This window comes from Streptococcus cristatus, assembly GCF_008369405.1.
Lineage (GTDB): Bacteria > Bacillota > Bacilli > Lactobacillales > Streptococcaceae > Streptococcus > Streptococcus cristatus_G.
In genome coordinates this window covers 331,647-348,342 of sequence record NZ_VSJJ01000001.1, presented here as the reverse complement: position 1 = coordinate 348,342, position 16,696 = coordinate 331,647, and the positions used below count along the sequence as shown (strand labels likewise).

At 44.6% G+C, this 16,696-nt stretch carries 11 protein-coding genes; 9 read left to right on the top strand and 2 right to left on the bottom strand.

Features of this window, described 5'->3' with window-relative positions; translation table 11 throughout:
* The first annotated feature begins 15 nt into the window (after positions 1–15).
* The 5 genes from glpK (at position 16) to FXF62_RS01835 (ending at position 6,492) form a co-directional block, all read left to right on the top strand.
* Positions 16–1,524: a glycerol kinase GlpK gene (gene glpK, locus FXF62_RS01855; RefSeq protein ID WP_149517434.1), complete on the top strand. Its 1,509-nt coding sequence runs from the start codon at positions 16–18 to the stop codon at positions 1,522–1,524.
* Between the two features lie 67 nt (positions 1,525–1,591).
* Complete coding sequence (gene glpO / locus FXF62_RS01850) at positions 1,592–3,418, top strand: type 1 glycerol-3-phosphate oxidase (protein ID WP_149517433.1); 1,827 nt, start codon at positions 1,592–1,594, stop codon at positions 3,416–3,418.
* 70 nt (positions 3,419–3,488) lie between these two features.
* Complete coding sequence (locus FXF62_RS01845) at positions 3,489–4,193, top strand: MIP/aquaporin family protein (RefSeq protein WP_149517432.1); 705 nt, start codon at positions 3,489–3,491, stop codon at positions 4,191–4,193.
* A 191-nt stretch (positions 4,194–4,384) separates the two neighbouring features.
* Complete coding sequence (locus FXF62_RS01840; RefSeq protein ID WP_149517572.1) at positions 4,385–5,422, top strand: M42 family metallopeptidase; 1,038 nt, start codon at positions 4,385–4,387, stop codon at positions 5,420–5,422.
* Positions 5,423–5,652: 230 nt separating this feature from the next.
* Positions 5,653–6,492: an alpha/beta fold hydrolase gene (locus tag FXF62_RS01835; protein WP_262881569.1), complete on the top strand. Its 840-nt coding sequence runs from the start codon at positions 5,653–5,655 to the stop codon at positions 6,490–6,492.
* A gap of 73 nt (positions 6,493–6,565) precedes the next feature.
* Here the strand turns inward: FXF62_RS01835 and FXF62_RS01830 are convergent, their stop codons facing one another.
* Complete coding sequence (locus FXF62_RS01830) at positions 6,566–8,014, bottom strand: alpha-amylase (RefSeq protein WP_149517430.1); 1,449 nt, start codon at positions 8,012–8,014, stop codon at positions 6,566–6,568.
* Positions 8,015–8,191: 177 nt separating this feature from the next.
* Here FXF62_RS01830 and FXF62_RS01825 point away from each other — a divergent pair, with 177 nt between their 5' ends.
* The 4 genes from FXF62_RS01825 (at position 8,192) to FXF62_RS01810 (ending at position 15,450) form a co-directional block, all read left to right on the top strand.
* Entirely contained in the window at positions 8,192–11,227 is a 3,036-nt protein-coding gene (locus FXF62_RS01825; protein ID WP_149517429.1) for a CocE/NonD family hydrolase, read from the top strand.
* Between the two features lie 125 nt (positions 11,228–11,352).
* Positions 11,353–12,966, top strand: coding sequence for a M20/M25/M40 family metallo-hydrolase (locus FXF62_RS01820; RefSeq protein WP_149517428.1), 1,614 nt, complete (start codon positions 11,353–11,355; stop codon positions 12,964–12,966).
* A gap of 110 nt (positions 12,967–13,076) precedes the next feature.
* Complete coding sequence (locus tag FXF62_RS01815; protein WP_149517427.1) at positions 13,077–13,820, top strand: ABC transporter ATP-binding protein; 744 nt, start codon at positions 13,077–13,079, stop codon at positions 13,818–13,820.
* A complete protein-coding gene (locus tag FXF62_RS01810; protein WP_149517426.1) occupies positions 13,810–15,450 on the top strand; it encodes a hypothetical protein in 1,641 nt (546 codons plus the stop codon). Before FXF62_RS01815 ends, FXF62_RS01810 begins: the two co-directional genes overlap by 11 nt.
* Before the next feature lie 241 nt (positions 15,451–15,691).
* Here FXF62_RS01810 and FXF62_RS01800 read toward each other — a convergent pair whose 3' ends face one another.
* On the bottom strand, positions 15,692–16,450 hold the full coding sequence (locus tag FXF62_RS01800) for a CPBP family intramembrane glutamic endopeptidase (protein WP_223144551.1): 759 nt from the start codon (positions 16,448–16,450) through the stop codon (positions 15,692–15,694).
* Positions 16,451–16,696: the final 246 nt, after the last annotated feature.

The following is a 16,696-nucleotide window of genomic DNA, read 5'->3' as shown; positions in this document are numbered from 1 at the left end:
CCAGGAGGACAGTACATGTCACAAGAAAAATACATTATGGCCATTGACCAAGGGACTACTAGTTCCCGTGCCATCATCTTTAACAAAAAGGGAGAAAAGGTCAGCTCCAGCCAAAAAGAGTTCACTCAGATTTTCCCTCAAGCTGGTTGGGTTGAGCACAATGCCAATGAAATTTGGAACTCTGTTCAATCAGTTATTGCGGGTGCTTTCATTGAAAGTGGTGTGAAACCAAGTCAAATCGAAGCAATCGGGATTACCAACCAACGTGAAACAACTGTCGTCTGGGATAAGAAAACAGGGCTCCCTATCTACAATGCTATCGTTTGGCAATCACGCCAGACAGCTCCTCTGGCTGAACAGCTGAAAAGCCAAGGCTATGTGGAAAAATTTCATGAAAAGACTGGTTTGATTATTGACGCTTACTTCTCTGCTACCAAGGTTCGCTGGATTTTGGACCATGTTGAGGGAGCACAAGAAAGAGCTGAAAAGGGCGAATTGCTTTTTGGTACTATTGATACCTGGCTGGTTTGGAAATTAACTGACGGCGCGGCTCACGTGACTGACTACTCAAATGCAGCCCGGACCATGCTCTATAATATAAAGGAACTCAAATGGGATGATGAGATTTTGGAAATCCTTAACATTCCAAAGGCTATGCTTCCTGAAGTTCGATCTAACTCAGAAATCTATGGCAAGACTGCTCCATTCCATTTCTACGGCGGAGAAGTACCAATCTCTGGTATGGCTGGTGACCAGCAGGCAGCTCTCTTTGGACAGTTAGCTTTTGAGCCTGGTATGGTCAAGAATACTTATGGAACAGGTTCCTTCATCATCATGAACACTGGTGAAGAGATGCAGTTGTCTGAAAACAACCTCTTGACAACCATCGGCTATGGTATCAACGGCAAAGTTTATTATGCCTTAGAAGGTTCTATCTTCATTGCCGGAAGTGCCATTCAATGGCTACGCGACGGTCTTCGCATGGTTGAAAATTCACCTGAGTCTGAAAAATATGCCCGTGATTCTCACAACAATGACGAAGTCTATGTCGTACCTGCTTTTACAGGTCTGGGAGCTCCATATTGGGATCAAAATGCCCGTGGTTCTGTCTTTGGCTTAACCCGCGGAACCAGCAAAGAAGACTTTATCAAGGCAACTCTTCAATCGATCGCTTATCAAGTGCGTGACATCATCGATACCATGCAAGTGGATGCTCAGACAGCTATCCAAGTCTTGAAGGTGGATGGTGGTGCAGCCATGAATAACTTCCTCATGCAGTTCCAAGCTGACATCTTGGGAATCGATATCGCACGCGCCAAAAATTTGGAAACAACAGCTCTAGGGGCAGCCTTCCTAGCTGGTTTGGCAGTGGGTTACTGGAAAGACTTGGATGAGTTGAAACTCTTGAATGAGACAGGAGAACTCTTTGAGCCATCTATGAACGAATCTCGCAAGGAACAACTCTACAAGGGTTGGAAGAAGGCTGTGAAAGCAACGCAAGTCTTTGCGGAAATCGACGACTAATACTGATTTTCATTTGATGATAAAGTTAGTAGAAGCATGAAACGACTAAGTTAGAAAGTGTGTAATTATGGAATTTTCAAAGAAAACACGTGAATTATCGATTAAAAAAATGCAGGAACGTACCTTGGACCTCCTGATTATTGGTGGTGGGATTACTGGTGCTGGTGTAGCCTTGCAAGCAGCAGCTAGCGGACTGGAGACCGGTCTGATTGAAATGCAGGACTTTGCAGAAGGGACTTCTAGCCGTTCTACAAAACTAGTCCACGGTGGCCTTCGTTACCTCAAGCAATTCGACGTAGAGGTAGTTTCAGATACAGTTTCTGAGCGTGCTGTGGTACAGCAAATTGCCCCTCATATTCCAAAACCAGATCCTATGCTGCTGCCTGTCTACGAAGAAGTGGGTGCTACTTTCAGCCTCTTCCGTCTCAAAGTGGCTATGGACCTCTACGACCTCTTGGCTGGTGTTAACAACACTCCTGCTGCCAACAAGGTCTTGAGCAAGGAAGAAGTCCTAGAACGGGAACCCGAACTCAAGAAGGAAGGCTTGGTCGGTGGCGGTGTCTATCTTGACTTCCGCAACAACGACGCTCGTCTCGTAATTGAAAATATCAAACGCGCCAACCAAGACGGCGCCCTGATTGCCAACCATGTCAAGGCAGAAGGCTTTCTCTTTGATGAAGCTGGCAAGATTACAGGCGTTGTTGCGCGTGACCTCTTGACAGATGAAGTCTTTGAAATCAAGGCTCGCCTAGTTATCAACACAACTGGACCTTGGAGCGACAAGGTGCGCAATCTGTCAAATGACGGTGAGCAATATTCACAAATGCGTCCAACTAAAGGTGTTCACTTGGTTGTTGACTCGAGCAAGATCAAGGTTTCTCAGCCAGTCTACTTTGATACAGGCTTGGGAGACGGCAGGATGGTCTTTGTTCTTCCACGTGAAAATAAAACCTACTTTGGTACGACTGACACTGACTACACTGGCGACCTAGAGCATCCAAAAGTAACACAAGAAGATGTGGATTACCTCTTGGGTATTGTCAATAATCGCTTCCCAGAAGCAAACATCACGATTGACGACATCGAAAGCAGCTGGGCAGGTCTGCGTCCTCTGATTGCAGGAAACAGCGCTTCTGACTACAACGGTGGAAACAATGGTACGATCAGCGATGAAAGCTTCAATAGCTTGATTGCGACTGTTGAAAGCTATCTGGCTAAAGAAAAATCTCGTGAGGATGTTGAAGCGGCTGTTACCAAACTTGAAAGCAGCACGTCTGAAAAACACTTGGATCCATCTGCCGTATCTCGTGGCTCTAGTTTGGACCGTGATAACAATGGCCTCTTGACCCTTGCTGGTGGTAAGATTACGGACTATCGTAAGATGGCGGAAGGAGCCATGGAGCGCGTGGTTGATATCCTCAAAGCAGAATTTGACCGTAGCTTTAAACTCATCAACTCTAAGACCTACCCTGTTTCAGGTGGGGAACTCAATCCAGCAAATGTGGATTCCGAAATCGAAGCTTTTGCTCAACTTGGTGTCTCACGCGGTTTAGACAGCAAAGAAGCTTTCTATCTTGCAAACCTTTACGGCTCCAATGCTCCTAAAGTCTTTGCTCTCGCTCACAGCATCGAGCAAGCGCCAGGTCTCAGCTTGGCAGATACCTTGTCACTCCATTATGCGATGCGTAACGAATTGGCTCTGAGCCCAGTTGACTTCCTCCTTCGCCGGACAAATCACATGCTCTTTATGCGTGATAGTTTAGATGCGATTGTAGAGCCAGTTTTGGATGAAATGGAACGTTTCTACGACTGGACAGAAGAAGAAAAAGCAGCTTATCAAAATGATCTAGAAGCTGCCCTTGCAAATAACGATTTAGCAGAATTGAAAAAATAGAGAATAGAAGAAGAGGTGACGGACCAGTTTTCCTGTCTAGCCTCCCCTTCTTTTAAATGGAGTAATATAGATGATGAAAGAAATATTTGGTGAATTTTTAGGAACCCTGCTCTTGCTCCTTTTGGGAAATGGTGTCGTTGCAGGTGTAGTTCTTCCCAAAACGAAGAGCCACAACTCTGGTTGGATTGTGATTACCATGGGATGGGGGATTGCCGTTGCCATCGCTGCTTTTGTATCTGGCAACCTTGGCCCAGCCCATCTGAACCCAGCCCTAACCATCGGAGTAGCTCTCAAAGGTGATTTGCCTTGGGCATCTGTTCTTCCGTATATCCTTGCTCAGTTTGCAGGTGCTATGGTCGGTCAGTTCTTAGTCTTCCTACAGTTCAAGCCTCACTATTTGGCTGAAGAAAATCCAGCTAATATCCTTGGGACATTCAGCACTGGACCAGCTATCAAAGATACCTTCTCTAACCTGATTAGCGAAATTCTTGGAACTTTTGTCCTCGTACTGACTATCTTCGCTCTAGGACTTTATGAATTGCAAGCAGGCCTTGGCACATTTGCAGTTGGAACCTTGATTATCGGGATTGGTCTCTCACTTGGTGGAACGACTGGTTATGCCCTCAATCCTGCTCGTGACCTAGGACCTCGCATCATGCACAGCCTCCTTCCGATTCCCAAAAAAGGAAATGGTGATTGGGGTTATGCTTGGATTCCAGTTGTCGGACCAATCATTGGTGCCGTCCTTGCAGTAGCAGTCTTCTCCCTATTTTAGACTAAAATAAAGCAATACTCTTCTCTGAGACTCATATAAGCTTAGAGAAGAGTATTTTTGTATAGATTTTCCAATTTCATCGAAGACCTTGCTAAATCAATTTAAAATAAGAGGAAAAGAGCCAGTAAAGACGATATTTGGCAGCGGATTTATGCTATAATTGACAGTATAAATGATCTAAAGGAGTTATGATGAATCAAACTGTTCAATATTTACAAGAATTAACGGCTATCCCTTCCCCAACAGGCTTTACGGCTGAGGTGGCAGACTATTTGGTAAAAACGCTGGAAGGATTGGGCTATAAGCCTGTCCGAACCAATAAAGGCGGAGTTCATGTCGTGGTGAAGGGCGAAAATGATGTCCAACATCGGGTCGTGACGGCCCATGTGGATACTCTGGGAGCTATCGTGCGTGCGGTCAAGCCAGACGGTCGCCTCAAGCTGGATCGGATTGGCGGTTTTCCTTGGAACATGATTGAAGGCGAAAACTGTCTAGTCCATGTGGCCAGCAATGGTAAGACCGTCAATGGGACTATCTTAGTTCACCAAACTTCCTGCCATGTCTATAAGGATGCTGGGACGGTTGAGCGAACTCAGGACAATATGGAAGTCCGTTTGGACGAAAAGGTGACGAGTGAGAAAGAAACGCGTGATTTAGGAATCGAAGTCGGTGATTTTATTTCCTTTGATCCGCGTACCACGGTTACTGAGTCAGGCTTTATCAAGTCCCGCTTTCTGGATGATAAGGTCAGCGCAGCTATTTTGCTCAATCTTTTGCGCGTTTATAAAGAGGAAGCTATTCAGCTGCCAGTGACGACTCATTTTGCTTTCAGTGTCTTTGAAGAGGTCGGTCACGGGGCAAATTCCAGCCTACCGGCGCAAGCGGTGGAGTATCTAGCGGTTGATATGGGCGCAATGGGTGACGACCAGCAGACAGATGAGTACACAGTTTCCATATGTGTTAAGGATGCATCAGGACCTTATCACTATGCTTTTCGCCAGCATTTGGTAAATTTAGCTAAGGAGCAGGAGATTCCTTACAAACTGGACATCTATCCATTTTACGGATCGGACGCCTCTGCAGCCATGAGCGCAGGAGCAGAAGTCAAGCACGCTTTGCTAGGCGCTGGTATTGAATCCAGTCACTCTTACGAGCGCACGCATATTGATTCAGTAGTCGCGACAGAGCGCATGGTGGACGCTTATCTGAGAAGTGGCTTGGTGGAGTAATAGCAGGGCATCTAGTCCTGAATAAAAGGCAGCAATCTGAGTATCCTATGGAAATCAGAATGGCTGTTCTTGTTCAATCGGTTAAGTCTTCGTAGATGCTGAAAGATATTTGGAAAGTTATGATGTTTAGGTATTTGAAGAAATTCTTTCTGTGTTTGCTTTTTACAATTATAAGTGCTCTGGTCTTAATATTTACTTATCATCAAATCTGCCTGACTAAAGAGCAGAAATTGCTTGATAAACCCGTAGGGCGCCTGGTTCAAGTAGACGGCAAGAATATGAATGTCTATGTAACTGGTCAGGGAGAGTCAACGCTGGTCTTTTTAGCGGGCGGTGGCACAACGTCCCCTATTCTTGACTTTAAGAGCCTCTATTCTAAATTGGAAAAAGATTATCGGGTTGTTATTGTTGAACGCTTAGGCTATGGCTTCAGTGATGACAGCCAAGGGGATAGCAGAGATATTGACACGGTACTTGCCCAGACGAAGCAGGCTTTACAAAAGGCTGAAATCACAGGCCCATATACTTTGGTAGCACACTCTATGGCTGGGCTAGAAGCGCTTCATTGGGTTGCAACATATCCTGAAGAAGTCCAAGGCATTATCGGACTAGATATGGCCTTGCCAAGTTCTTACACTGATTTGAGCCTCTATCCCTTGGCTTATAAAGGCTTACAAATGGCTGCTAATTTAGGCTTAAGTCGGGTATTTTATGATGTTGACAAGCAAGTTCCCGCTCTTGCGGTGGGGGATTTGACAGCAGAAGAAAAGCAAGTGTACAAGGCTCTTTTCTATCGTCGTCCATTGGCAAATGCTGTTTATGAAGAGGTCACTCAGGTTAAGCAAAATGCTGAGCTGGTTTCGAAGGAAAAGCTTCCTGAACGACCGATCTTGCTCTTTTCTTCAAATGGCCAAGGGACTGGCTACAGTCAGGAAGAATGGCAGAGCTTCCAGAAGGATTTTGCAGCGCAGCATCCACAGACAGATCTGATTCTACTGGACTACCCTCACTATGTGCATGATTATGCCAGTGATGAGTTGTCTGAAAAAATAAAGCAGTTTCTAAAATAATAAGGATTCTACAGGGCTTAAAATACTAGAAAAACGAGAGGGAATTTTCCCCTCTCGTTTTTGAATATACAGATTATTTGACAGACCAGACACTGACTGACTTTTCCTCTACTGGAAATTCTCCCCAGCCTTCTTCGTCAATCGTCACGATTTGAGAGCTCTTGTCCAGAGAATCGCTGAATTCTCTGCCAGCCCATTCTGAACCGACCAGCATACGTTTGCTGCTGGCTTGGTCATTGCTGATAACAACAGCGATTGGCTGACCACCGTCCTTGCCTTGACGAGTCCAGCCAATACAGTTGGCATCGTCAAAGTAGTCAGTCTGCTCGCCGTAAGCTAGATTGAGACGGACATCCAAGAGCTTGTCCAGCACTTCTTGGAAGCTCTCTTGGGCAAATTCCCCACTAATACCATAGTAGTCACCATAAAAGACGCAAGGCAGTCCTTCATCTCGTAGCAGGATGAGAGCATAGGCTGCTGGCTTGAACCATTCTTCGACAGTGGACTCCAGAGCTTGTCCTCGCTGGGTGTCATGATTGTCCACGAAGGTCACAGCTGACTCAGGATGATTTTTTGCTAAAGTATGGTCAAAAATCGTCCGTAGGTCAAAGTCTGCTCCAGCTCGGCTGGCGTCAAAGAAATTTTGGTGAAGTTTGACATCGACGAGGTCAAAGCGATAGTCAATGCTTTCTAGATAGTCGTTATTAGCCTTCTCATCACCATTCCAAAATTCTCCAAAGACATAGAAATCTTCACCGTATTTTGCAGTTATGTCGCGGATAAAGTTTCCCATAAAGAAGGAGTCGATGTGCTTGATAGCATCCAAACGAAATCCTTGAATGCCAGTTGTTTCGATAAACCAGTGGGCCCAGTCGTAGAGATTTTGGATGACTTCTGGATGCTTGAAGTCAATATCGGCATACATGAGATAGTCATAGTTTCCGTTTTCATTGTCCACCAGCTCATCATCCGCCCAGCCTTTATTGTCTCCTTGGATAAGGAAAATACCTGACTTGTTGTTTTTGGCATCATAGTCCGTACCAGTGAAGTGGTACCAATGCCATTCAAAATCATTGTAGGTCTTTTTACGGCCTGGGAAGGTAAACTTGGTCCAGCCTTTGATTTCGAAAGGTTCTGACAAGACCTTGGTTCGGTCGTTCGGATCCACTTCAACGACAGTAAATCGCTCTTTGTAATCTGCAGCAGCTTTGTGGTTAAGAACTACATCAGCCATGGGTTCAATGCCATTGGCTTTGAGAGTTTGGATCGCCTTTAGGTAGTCTTCTTTAAAGCCATATTTAGTGCGGACAGTTCCTTTTTGGTCAAACTCACCTAGGTCGAAGAGATCATAAACTCCGTAGCCGACATCATTGGAGCTCGTTGCCTTAAAAGCTGGTGGCATCCAAATTTTGCGAATGCCTTTTGATGCTAGGTGAGGAGCATCCTCCGCCAAGCGATTCCAATGTTGTCCATCATTTGGTAAGTACCATTCAAAATATTGCATTAATGTTTGATTTTCCATACGAGATACCTCAGATTCTTAGGATGGGTCTATTTTACCAAAAGAAGAATGATTGCACAAACGTTTGTGCAAATTAATCTGATATTTTTGGATAATAAGCCAAAACTAGTATTGAAATCGAAACGCTTACATAGTATAATGGACAGGTAATAAACTTAAAAAGGAAAGGGGTTCTTTATGAAAAAGAAAGGACTAATGAGGTTACTCTTATCAGTCTTGCTATTTGCTCCTTTGGCATTAGGCCAGGTTGTTCAAGCCGACGAGGCGAGTCAGGCGAATGTCGAAAGCAAGGAGATTCTTCATACAGAAGCTGTTGCAAAGCCTTCTGAGCCTGTCTCTTCAGTCCAGCAGCCAGCGGTTCTAGAGGTTGAAAGCAAGGAATCGTCGGATTCTGCAAGGCCAGAAAAGCAAGAAGGAGAGTTGGTCACTGCAGAAAAACCAGATGCGAGACCTGAAAGAGCTGCTTCGTCACTGGAGTCTCCGCCTTTAGCTTGGGCTCAAGATGCTAGCTTGGTGTCTTCTCCTGTGCCTGCTACTGCCAAAGGCCAAGACCTGTCTGCTTATACGGGGAGTCTTTCAAATCCAGCTTTAGCTGATAAGGAACTGACCCTGCAGGAAGCAGTCGATGAGCTACTGAAATGGGCAGCTGTCAATGAATCTCAGTTAGGTACCAGTGCCCAAGATAGGGTAAATCTAGCTAAGAGCATGGGAATGATTGACAAAGAGGCTGATTTGACAGCTCGTGTACAAGGAAGCAATCTGCAGACTATGTATGCAGTTGCCAAGCGCCTGCATGATGCCTATCGTGCCGAAAAGAAAGCACCGCTCTTTTTGAATGGTCGGGCGCAGCCAATTTTTCCATACAGCAGTGGAGCTAAGGAAGATAAAGACTATTCGTATGAGAAAAGTGATATCGTCCGTTTTCCTGTTTATGTTGAGACAGATCATGATACGGATGGAGACGGAAAGCGTGACCTCGTCAAGGCTATCGTACAACTTCCGAAAGCAGTAGCCCAAGGTGATTTTAAGGCTTCGACAATTTTAGAAGCTCGTCCTTACGTCGCAGGGACTTTGGATGAAAACTATGTAACCTTGGAAAGTCTCAATCTGCCGACAAACGGTTCTTATGACATGAAGAGTTTGCACAATAAGCCTGCTAAGCGCCAACCGGTGTCTAGCATGAGCAGTATTGATGCGGCGAAGAAGGCCAAAGCTTCAGATTGGTACTATTATAGCCCTTATGAAGGGATTTATGATTACGAGAATTTGAACTGGTATGATTACTTCCTAGTGCGCGGCTATGCCTTTGTTTCCAGTGCTGGTCTGGGTACTAAGGGTTCAGAAGGCTTCAATACAACTGGATCTAATTTGGAAGTAGAAGCCTTTAAAAATATTGTCGAATGGGTCAACGGTAAACGGACGGCCTACACGGACAGAACCAGCAATATTGAAATCAAGGCTGACTGGGCCAATGGCAAGGTCGGCATGACTGGCCTATCTTGGGCCGGTACGACAACTTTCGGTGTGGCAACAACGGGTGTAGAAGGCCTGAGAACCATCGTTCCAGCCGCAGGAATTGCTAGCTGGTATGATTATTTTAATAGTCAAGGAACAGCCTACAGCAATCCGCCATACAGCGATCTGTCTTGGCTGTCACTCTACGTTTCTACTCGGATGCTTGATCAAGACGATTGGGCTTCAATCTGGAACAAGTATGCTGACTACATCAATCAGCTAAACAAGGACCAAAAAGCTCACGGTCGCAATTATAGCCAAGTTTGGCGGGAACGCGATTATACTCTAAATTCAGGAAAGATAAAGACTAGTGCCCTGCTGGTACATGGCTTAAATGATGACAATGTCAAAACCAAACAGTTTGAGCTTATGTATGATGTCTTGAAAAAAGCGGGACAAAATGTAAAACTCTATCTCCACCAAGGAGACCATGTCCATCCAGCAGCTATCTCTCGAGGGTATGGTATCAAGGCCAACAATCAAGATTTCTACGACTTGCTCAATACTTGGTTCTCTCATTATCTTTACGATGTCAAGAACGATGTTAGCAAGCTTCCTGCTGTTTTGGCACAAAATAACTACGATCCAAATAAATGGACGAGCTATGACAATTGGAAAAGTAATAATCGTTTGATTTTGACAGCTAAGTCCAAACGTCTAGAAGAAACCATTTCCAGTGACTATGCGGCTGCTGGGATTGACACTAGCAAGCGAGATGAAACTGTCAGTCAAGGATCTTCTAAGGCTAACATGACCTTTATGACAGAAGTCAAAGAAGATACGACTATCAAAGGCCATATTCCAGTTCACTTTAAGGCCGCTTTGGCCAAGGGCAGTGGCAGAAATCTGCAGGTCAATGCGCTCTTGGTAGATGTATCAGACCAAGAGTTTGATGTTGTTGGAAAAGGTGATACTAGCGATGACAGTAAGGCTGGTGACTTCTGGATGGGTAGCAATCTCAGCAATCTGGATGTTAAAAATTTTGCGACAACCAAAACTAAATACAAGGTCATTGCTAAGGGCTGGCTAAACTTAGCCAATCCAGAATCAGACTATACACCGTCTAGCTCAGAAAAGAGCATTAAGCCAAAAGTCGGCCAATTCCATGATTATACCATGTATTTGCAGCCGAATCTTTACACGGTGAAAAAAGGTCACAAGCTAGCTCTGGTCTTCAATACTTATGACCCTAGCGACTTGACGATTAAGCGTCAGTATGCAGTGACTTTCAAGACGGATTCCATTAGTGCGCTCGTACCAACTGTGGAAGCTAGTCGTTCTCAAAAAGCTGATTATGTAGCAAGTGCTCTCGATACGGAATATGCTAACTTACCTGAAATTATTGGTGAAAAGCTAGTTGCACCAGAAATAAGAGAAGTTCCAGAATATATCTTTGATAGACAGGTGCCGCAACAAGAAGCTCCATCAGTCGATTCAAAGGTTGGACGTAAAGAACATGAGAAAGGCGCGACGGACCCTGTGCAGCAATTAGGTAGTCGGAAAGTGGTGCCTCAGGTGCAGCAATTGGCTAGTCAACCAGAAGCGTCTCAAGTGGAGCAGGTAGCCGTTCAACAAGCTCCAGCTTCCTTGCCAAAAACTGGTAGCCATTCAGAAAAAGGAATGTTCTATCTAGGCTCGGTGCTTCTTGTCAGCACATTGGGCATGTCTAGCCTCGTGAAGAAATATTCTCATCGTTAGTCATTACAAGAAAAAAGCAGCCAAACATGCCTGACTAGGTAAAGATTGGCTGCTTTTGCCTTATCGTCTTTCAGCTGGCCTTGGCCTGCAAGTCAGAAGTGCCAGCAAACAGAGAGGTAGAAAGAATGAAACAGTATATTCAAGATATTTTTGACCAAAGTATGGCGATTGAAAGTTTTACCCATACTAGTTCTGAGCGGAAGATTGAAGCCTTTCTTCAGGAGCGGATAGGGGAGATTCCTTATTTTCAGGAGCATCCAGAACAGTTTGGCTACTATCAGATTCCGAATGATTTTTATAACCGTAGTGTCAACTGGGCTCTGGTCAAGCGAGATACAGCTGACACCGTGATTCTTTTTCATCATCATGATACAGTAGACATTGAGGACTTTGGCAGTCTCAAAGTCTGGGCTTTTGATAATCAGTCCCTGAAAGAAAAATTGCCCTCCATTTCTTCAGATTCAGATCTTTTAGCGGATATTTCGTCGGACAAATGGCAGTTTGGTCGGGGCTCTTGCGACATGAAGGCGGCTCTAGCCTTGCAGCTGGGAGTGGTGGAAAGATACAGTCAAAGACAGTCTGGTCAGGTCAATTTGCTCTATCTGTCTGTCGGGGATGAGGAATCCTATTCTCAAGGCATGCGGGCAGCAACAGCCCTGCTTGCTAAATTGAAGGAGCGCTTCCAACTTCATTATCTTCTGGCCGTGGATTCTGAGCCTTTTGAGAGCCAGTCAGCGGAGGAAAAGGTGCTTCATATAGGAACAGTCGGCAAGTTGATGCCAGTTGTCGTGACTCAGGGCATCCTTTCTCACATGAAAGAGCCACTCAAGGGGATCAATGCCCTGTCCTTGCTAGCCAAGGTTGCTGAAAAAATTGACCTTAATCCGGCTCTGTCTGACATGGCCTACGGAGAACGTTCGCCTTTGCCATCTTGGTCCTATCTGCGCGATTTGAAGGAAAATTATGATGTGTCAACTGTGCTGCGTGCAGCAGGCTATTTCAGCGTCCTTTATCTAGAAAAAAGTCCAAGTGAGCTGCTGGCGACCATAAAGAATCTCAGTCAGGAAGCAGTGGATGGCTTTTATCAAAACTATTGCCAGCTTCAGAACGTCTATCAAGAAAATAAGGTTATCCCAAAACCGCGCGTGCTGACCTATCAGGAATTACTGCAAGAATGCCAAGAAAAAATCGGTTTTGAAGAAACTTTGCAGCAGATTTATGAAGAAGCCCAGCAAGCCTTGCAAGAAGGCGCATCCTATCAGGAAATCAGCATTCAAAATATCCAGAAGTTTTTAGATTTCTACGACCGTAAGGAAGCTTTGGTTGTCTTAGCGATCGCGCCGCCTTACTATCCATCTATGAATTGTCGCCGTCTGTCGAACAGTCCGATTAGGATTAATAAGGTCGTTCAACTCTATCGAGATTATCTGGACAAGGAAGCTGGTTGTCAGCTCCAAGTGGACGAATTCTTCATGGGAATCTGTGACCTTAGTTACTGTGCCTTAGAGAAGCCTGCTGCTGAATACCAGGACCTGATTGCCAGTATGCCTGTGCCTGAGAATCTCTACCACCTGGATTTCCCAGAGATTGCGGCCAATCATATCCCTGGCATCAATCTTGGACCATGGGGCAAGGACTTGCATCAGCTGACCGAGCGTGTTTATGAGCAGGACATGCTGGAAACCATTCCCAATTTCTTGCTCTATCTGCTGGAGAATGCTCAATCTTTCAAAGTATAAAGGATGGTTCTGCCTTGTTTAAAAGCAAAATCCGAACTTTTTCGCTAGTTTCTAGACAAATGACTTTTAGGATAGTATAATAACCTCAAAACATAGCAAAGGAGATTCCCATGATTGAATTTAGAGATGTTACAAAAGACTATGATGGCAAGCTGGCGCTTAACCACCTGAACCTGACCTTGGAAAGCGGTGAGATTGTCGGTCTCATCGGTCATAATGGAGCGGGTAAGTCAACAACCATTAAATCCTTGGTCAGTGTCATCAATCCGACACAGGGGCAAATTTTTGTGGACGGTAAGGAGCTATCCACTAATCGTCTAGAAATCAAGAAAAAAATCGGCTATGTAGCTGATTCTCCTGACCTTTTCTTGCGCCTGACAGCCAATGAATTCTGGGAGCTAGTGGCGACTTCCTACGATATGACCACGGCAGAAGTAGAAGCTCGTTTGGGTGAACTGCTGGCTATCTTTGACTTTGCTAGTCATCGATATGAAGTGATTGAGTCGTTTTCACACGGTATGCGGCAGAAGGTCTTTGTCATTGGTGCCCTTTTGTCTGATCCAGATATCTGGGTCTTGGATGAGCCTTTGACGGGCTTGGATCCTCAGGCAGCTTTTGATCTAAAGCAGATGATGCGTGAGCATGCTGACAAGGGCAATACAGTTCTGTTTTCAACTCATGTTTTAGAAGTGGCTGAGCAGCTATGCGATAAGATTGCCATTCTCAAAAAAGGAGAGCTAATATTCTACGGAACGGTTGAAGACTTAAAAGCCCAGCATCCAGACCAGTCCCTCGAAACCATCTATCTAGGTCTGGCTGGCCGCAGAGAAGAGGTGAGTCCAGATGCGCTTTAATGCCATTAAAAAATTGGTTGATATCAATATTCTTTATGCGATTCAAGCTTCGCAGTTGCAGCAATACCGCAAGAAGCAGGAAAAGAATCCAGAAGTTAAGGTCAATGTCTCTCAGAAGACCATTCGCATGTACTTGATTTTGGGCTTTGTCTACCTAGTTTTTTTTGGTATCATGAGTGCCTTCAATCACATGGTAGGAAATCCAGGCCTTTTTGCCAATATGGTCTCCGTATTTGCTATATTTTCCATGTCGCAGGGCTTCTTGGTTTTCTACAATGTCTTTTATGAAAGCAAGGATTTGCAGTCCTATCGGCCCTATGCCTTTAGTGAATCAGAAATCATTGTCGGAAAGAGCATCTCGGTAGTTCTGACCCTCTTGATTGCGATTCTGCCCATGTACAGCTATTTCATCGTTCTTGGTCTTCAAGGCGGAAATCCTTTAGTCGGTCTTCCTATGGCCTTGGTTTCGATTGTCATTTTAAGCTCGGTTATAACCTTTGTCATTTTGATTTTGGTGCATTTTATCACCAAGACAGCCTTCTTTAGAAAGTATAAGACCATCCTATCCAATGTGATTCTGGGTCTAGTTTCCCTAGGCTCGGTAGGTCTCTATATCTTTATCAATCAGATGAACAGCCGTAGTATTGCAAGCAATACAATGGTTACACCTTACTTCCCGCCAGTTGTAGCCTTTTACGATTTTATTATTAATCCTTTTAGTTTGACTGCGATTTTAGGAATTTTAGCTTGGCTTGCCGTGGCGGTTCTGCTCTTTTTGGTGGTCAAGTTCAAGGTCATACCAGAATTTTATGAAGCAGCCTTGATGACAGGAGCAGCAGGAGGCAAACGCGAGCGTGTGCGCGATATCAATATGGACGAGGCCAAGAATTTTAAGAAGTTCGTCTGGCGCTACCACATTCGGCTGCTGAGTGAAGGTTCGGTCATTTTACAGGCTCTCTTCATGTCGGCGCTGATACCTTACATTATCATTTTTAGTATGGTCATGGGGGCGATCAATGCAGGTCTGGATGTTAGCCCGTTCTTGATTCCACGATTTTTACTTCCGCTTATCTTCCTAGCTATGTTTATCGCTACCCTCAATTCGGGTGGGAATAATCTGACCTCTATTGGTTTATCCTTGGAGCGGGAAAATTTTGATTATCTAAAGGTTTTGCCTTTTGAGCTCAGAAAATACGTTCGTCTCAAATTTTGGTATCTCTTTGCTATTCAGTCCATTCTACCAGTGATTCTTCTTTTGGTGACCAGTCTTATCTTCCATGTTCATCCGGTGACTTTTCTGGTTATGCTGCTGGTTTGGTTTATTGCCAGTCTAGCTTGGAGCGCTTGGGGCTATCATCGGGATTATAAGCATTTGGTGACCAACTGGTCCAATGTCAACGAGCTTATGACTCGGGATAACAGTATGGGTAAGACCTTATTAGGACTAGCCTTTACTATTGGAGTGATTATCGTGATTGGTCTTCTCTATGTGATTTCATTCTCCCTGCCTCTCACGGTTCTCTATCTCCTTTCAGTTCTGCTGATTGTGATTTCTGGACTTGTTTCTTATCTGATCTATCGCTACTATATGAAAAAACTTGATAGCGAAATTGCTAGTTTCAATTCGTAAATAACAATAATAAAAAGAGGCAGGGACAAAAGTCCTAGCCTCTCAATTGTCTTTGGATTGTCGAGCAAGACGCAGTGGTTGAGTGGGCTCTATTACGCTGATTTCATCAGCTTTTACAGCCCTACTCAACTGTGCGGAGGTGGGACGACGAAATCGAATTCTAACGAATTACTGATTTCTGTCCCACTCTCTTTTAGTTGCGATTTATTCTATAGTTTTTTGTTAGCTGATATTTATCCTTTTAGGAACGCCAATTAATCAGTACATACATCAAGCTGGAGCCAAACATATCCGCCAAGGCGTGCATGAGAAAGAAAGGCAGGAGGTTCTTGACCTTGTACTTGTAAAGGAAATAGTAAAAGAGTCCGTAGACCACTCCGATAACCAAGGCCCACAGCATGCCCTGATAGGTGTGGAAAGAAATCCGAATGATGGTAGAGTAGGCCAGTGCCCACCACTTATACTTATCCTTGACAGAGGTCATGAGGCCCAGAAAGAATAATTCTTCATAGAAGCCATTGAGCAGTGCATAGAGGATGGTCATTGGTGTCAGATCAGCAAATTTCCGGAAGATTTCTAGCAAATCTATATAAGACCAGAGGTTTGGATCAAAGTAATTATACTCGCCACTCAGTGTCATCACGATGTCGCCAAAGAATCCTACTGCTACAAAAATCAGAGGTGTCCAGAGCAGAACCGACCAAGTCAGGCGGATGGGAAGCTGCTTAAAGTCAAAGCGCCGCAACAGAAGATAGAGAATGGTCAAGACCAGCATCAGGAGCTGAAGACTGAAATTGCTAGAAAAGGCTACGCCTTCGCTAGCTGTATTGCTGACCGTTTCAGTAGCTGCAGTCGTCGCTGTTGTTGAAAAACTAGCTAGGTAAAGCTCAGTTGATCGGTAGATGAACTGACCAAACATGAGCAGAGTAATCACAAGAATATCGAACCATTTCAGCTCTTTCAGAGGCTGCGATGGGCGGATTTTTGATAAAATAGTCATTCGTTTTCCTTCCATAACTGGCAGATTCATTTGCCAGAGATCATCTTTTCTATCCTTATCTTAGCAAAATAAGCTTAAATTTTTATTATTTTCAAAGTTCCTGCTTTTGAGAGGTGGTTTTCGCAGATCAGTTGTAGGCTTAGTTGAAGAGCTGCATTATATCATAGAGAAGAGGCTGGGACAAAAGTCCTAGCCTCTCAATTTTCTTTGGATTGTCGAGCAAGATGCAGTAGTTGAGTGGGCTCT

What these genes read in the sequence shown, in the direction of transcription:
- FXF62_RS01840 (WP_149517572.1), top strand. Translation starts at nt 4,385, where the DNA reads ATGAATCAAACTGTTCAATATTTACAAGAATTAACGGCTATCCCTTCC.
- glpK (WP_149517434.1), top strand. Translation starts at nt 16, where the DNA reads ATGTCACAAGAAAAATACATTATGGCCATTGACCAAGGGACTACTAGT.
- FXF62_RS01815 (WP_149517427.1), top strand. Translation starts at nt 13,077, where the DNA reads ATGATTGAATTTAGAGATGTTACAAAAGACTATGATGGCAAGCTGGCG.
- FXF62_RS01830 (WP_149517430.1), bottom strand. Translation starts at nt 8,014, where the DNA reads ATGGAAAATCAAACATTAATGCAATATTTTGAATGGTACTTACCAAAT.
- FXF62_RS01825 (WP_149517429.1), top strand. Translation starts at nt 8,192, where the DNA reads ATGAAAAAGAAAGGACTAATGAGGTTACTCTTATCAGTCTTGCTATTT.
- FXF62_RS01810 (WP_149517426.1), top strand. Translation starts at nt 13,810, where the DNA reads ATGCGCTTTAATGCCATTAAAAAATTGGTTGATATCAATATTCTTTAT.
- FXF62_RS01845 (WP_149517432.1), top strand. Translation starts at nt 3,489, where the DNA reads ATGATGAAAGAAATATTTGGTGAATTTTTAGGAACCCTGCTCTTGCTC.
- FXF62_RS01800 (WP_223144551.1), bottom strand. Translation starts at nt 16,450, where the DNA reads ATGACTATTTTATCAAAAATCCGCCCATCGCAGCCTCTGAAAGAGCTG.
- FXF62_RS01820 (WP_149517428.1), top strand. Translation starts at nt 11,353, where the DNA reads ATGAAACAGTATATTCAAGATATTTTTGACCAAAGTATGGCGATTGAA.
- glpO (WP_149517433.1), top strand. Translation starts at nt 1,592, where the DNA reads ATGGAATTTTCAAAGAAAACACGTGAATTATCGATTAAAAAAATGCAG.